This is a genomic window from Ligilactobacillus equi DSM 15833 = JCM 10991 (assembly GCF_001435735.1).
GTDB lineage: Bacteria > Bacillota > Bacilli > Lactobacillales > Lactobacillaceae > Ligilactobacillus > Ligilactobacillus equi.
On record NZ_AZFH01000160.1, the window covers coordinates 1 to 3,034 of the forward strand.

Annotated in this window: 2 protein-coding genes; both read left to right on the forward strand. The window is 34.3% G+C overall.

The annotated features are described in order from the left end of the window. Positions 1–224 precede the first annotated feature (224 nt). On the forward strand, positions 225–407 hold the full coding sequence (locus FC36_RS12710; protein ID WP_420843341.1) for an IS3 family transposase: 183 nt from the start codon (positions 225–227) through the stop codon (positions 405–407). An 87-nt stretch (positions 408–494) separates the two neighbouring features. Next, positions 495–3,034: YSIRK-type signal peptide-containing protein (locus FC36_RS08710; RefSeq protein ID WP_156409570.1), on the forward strand; the 2,540-nt coding region annotated here is incomplete at its 3' end.

Here is a 3,034-nt window from a genome sequence, read left to right on the forward strand (position 1 = left end):
CTACTAAAGAGGTTTTAGCTGCTTCTATTAGCCAAAGTCCAAATAAACTGCTGATTGCGGACACGTTAAAACAACTTGAAGACAAACTTCCTGAAAGTGTTAATCCCATTATTCACTCTGACTAAGGTTGGCACTATCAATTGGACTACTATCGTGAAAAGATTGATTCATTGGGTTTAATCCAAAGTATGTCCCGCAAGGGAAATTATTTAGATAATGCCCCTATGGAGAGTTTTTTCCACCTTCTCAAAATCGAATCGCTACCTAAAATCAGGAGCTGTAAGGACATAGCTGAGTTCACATGTCTCTTCAGAAAGTATATCAATTGGTATAATAACGACCGAATTTCGAACAAAACAAAAAACATGAGTCCAGTTGATTTCCGAACTCATGCTTTAGCTACTTAAAATATATTATGTTTTTGTCTAACTTTTTTGTTGCACTTCATAGTTTAGCTTGTTAAAATGTATTGTTGTTAAAAAGAAGGAGAGACTATGTTTAAAAAAGGGAATAATTTTGATAGAGTAAAGCAAAGATTTAGTTTACGAGGGAATAATTTTGATAGAGTAAAGCAAAGATTTAGTTTACGTAAGTTAAATATTGGAGTATGTTCAGTTTTATTGGGCTTAACTTTTATGAGTGGCAATAATACTGTTAAGGCTGATACGACCAAAAATCCGACTAAGCTTGAAGAGTCGAAAGCCACAGATCAAAGTCAGACTGGACCTACACATCCACAAAAAGTAGTAGTAGTAGATGCATCAGCAGCTGTAAAAAACAACACTAATGATGCTGAATCTAGCAATGCTACTAATCATATCAATTCTGGTAATTCAGATAATGGAGGTTCTGATTTATCAGAGGTAGGTTTAAAAGGGATAAAGCAAAATAATAATGGCACAGAAACAGTAAATACTGCTAAAATTGCAGATCAAATCTATGCAAATACATATGAAGCCAGCCTTTTAGAAGTAGATGCTAATCCTAATTCATCTCATGACTCAAGTAATAATAATACTGAAACTAATTCACGTTCAACAATTATAGGATTAAATGAATATTCTGATCCTAAACATTTGGGTAAAGTAACTGAGCAACTTAGTGATACAGCACGTAGTATTAAACAAGTAAATATCACTCCTGATGAATTAAAACCAACGCTTTTAGACGAAACAGGTAAAGCAGTTGAGAACACATCAAAAGAATTGAATTTTGATTTAAGTGTATATGTTCATGACACAGTTAGTGGTGTAAATAATCTAGATTTAGATTGGCAAATTGATGATCGGTTAAGCAATCAAATCGATTCTATTTCTATTGATGAGGGTAAAGGTAAAACTCCTGTTACATTCAAGAAAGACACTAATTCTAATGTTTGGCGGGTAGATTTTAATAAAGCAACTCAAATGACTTGGGTATCAGGTGGTGTTCTTAATGGTCATGTTCAAAAAACAGGGACCATTACATTTAAGGATTCAATTTTTAATGTTCTAAAGCAAGCTGATATTTTAAATAAGGACAATGAGGTAGATACTAATAAAGATCCTTTAGTATACAGAAGTTATGTCTCTTACGAAGGAGATACAACAGAATCAGGTTTTGTTTGGGGAATTGGTTCGCAGTTTGTACGTGATGTTTATGAACCCCATTCAATTATTGCTACAACATTTAATACAAGTTACTTCAACACTGATAAAGATAATCAAATAATGGCTGCTGAAAAAAATTACGGTGTTTCGACAGCAGATCTGAATAAAGACGGTACACATAGTTTTGTTGGTGGTTATGATGATGTTTATTATGATTCTACAAACAACACTATTGTTGTTGATAACTATTTAAACCGTTGGGATAATAATGCAAACGATAAGGTCAAAGACTGGACCTATCATTATGGCGTCGATCCCAAGTTATTACCTTATATTAAAAGTGGGGAAATCAGTCGAATTGATTTTGGTGGTGTTGCTGATTCTGGGGCAAGTTATAAGAGTCAAGTGAGAGCATTACCAGATGCAACTAATGACAATGATCAAACGTATAATTACCATAATCAACTTTTACTTGATCAAAATGGAGACGGTGCTTTTTCGGGTCAAAAAGGCACTCAATATCAAGAATATGCAAGTGAACATCCAAGCATTTGGAATAATCACGGAAAAGTATCATCTAATTTAGGTAATTATTACTATGGTATTTTGAATAGTCGTCCATTAGTTATTAGAACTATTTATCATTTAAACGATAAGTTGAGTGATGGCAGCAAGATGTCATTGACCGGTTTATTGAGAGAAATCGGTAAAACAACTACTACACCTCAATTACTGTTCACTAATTTCATGACCGATACTGAGGGCAAAGTGGTAAAGGGTACAGAAAGTGTTAGTGCACCGACGTTTAATCAACTTTTTACCCCAATTGCTGGACCTGATCAAATTACCCAAACAGTAAATTATGTAGATGGTAAGAACCAAACTATTGCTTCTCAGAATTATGTTGGGAAGAAGGATACAACTCAAGACTTTACTGGTCAAGTGCCTCAAGGTTGGGTTTTAGATGGTGATACATTACCTAAGACAATCACAATTAGTACTAATGGTCCACAGAATATCAAAGTTAAAATTGATCCCCAATTAGTAAACGATTTACAGAATAATCTTAAAAATGCCAATGCTTTGCATGCCAATACTGACACACCAAAAGTAGCTGACGGTGCTTTAACTCAAGCGATTGCAGACGGAAATAATGCTTCAAAATTATTATATGGTAAAGATGCACCTACTAATATGCAAAATACCATTAATGAATTGGCTAATACTAATGATTTGGTTCAAGCATTAATCAATGGTAAAAATGCTGAAAGTACTGCTAAGTATTACAACGACACAGATGATAAGCAAAAGGCTTTAACCGATGCAATGACCGCTGGTACTAATGCCATTAGTTCAGGTATCACTGCTCAAGACCAATTTGAAGGAGCAGCTTCAGCAATTGAAACAGCCATCAAAGGTTTAAGCGGAAAAGAAACTGATAAGAC